The organism is Microbacterium sp. HMWF026 (assembly GCF_003061325.1).
Taxonomy (GTDB): Bacteria; Actinomycetota; Actinomycetes; order Actinomycetales; family Microbacteriaceae; genus Microbacterium; species Microbacterium testaceum_E.
In genome coordinates this window covers 1-699 of the sequence record NZ_QAJB01000393.1, presented here as the reverse complement: position 1 = coordinate 699, position 699 = coordinate 1, and the positions used below count along the sequence as shown (strand labels likewise).

Annotated in this window: 1 pseudogene; it reads left to right on the top strand. The window is 73.8% G+C overall.

Annotated features, from left to right (window positions below):
* Positions 1 to 335: pseudogene (locus tag DBR36_RS14640) on the top strand (hypothetical protein); the annotation flags it as partial.
* Between the last annotated feature and the right edge of the window lie 364 nt (positions 336 to 699).

The window sequence follows — 699 nt, the reverse complement described above, 5'->3', positions numbered from 1 at the left end:
GGGCGGCGGGACCGATCGCCATCTACCTGGCCGCCGCTATGGGGCCCGTGGTCGACCGACTCGCGATCGTGGGGGTGCAAAGCCCGTCCGATCCGCTCAGCCGTGACCTGCGGACGCCTCTGCTCGAACACCTCGACGCCGAGGTGCTCGTCGTGGTCGGAGGCGAGGGACCCGCCGACCACGACGACGCCTCGTGGTACGTGGACCGTCTGCGCGCAGCCGAGGCCGAGGTCGTGCCGCCCGACGAGATCGACTCGATCAACGGGCACGTCACCCTCACGTCGGTGTGGGACCGCGTGCTGACGCACGTCGCGCCGGGGGCCGAACGGCGTTGATCCCGCCGGTCTCCGGAGCCGCCCCGCGCCGCCGTCGCCCACTGCCGTCGTTCGATGCCGTTGCGCGCCGCTGCTGCGCGACGCTGCTGCGCGACGCCGTCGCCCGCCGCCGCTGCCCGCCGCGGCTGCGCGATGCCGTTGCGCGCCGCTGCTGCCCGCCGCGGCTGCGCGATGCCGTCGCCCGCCGCCGCTGGGCTCCGCGTCGCGTCGCGCGCACCGGCGTACGTGGTGAGTGTCCAATAAATACGGGTTCTCGCGAACTTCGTCCGCGTGTCTTGGACACTCGATCTTCACGAGCGGCCTTACCCGCCGAGCGGCCTTTCCGGCCGAGCGGGCGCGCCGGCAAGCGGCCTTCCCTGCGAGC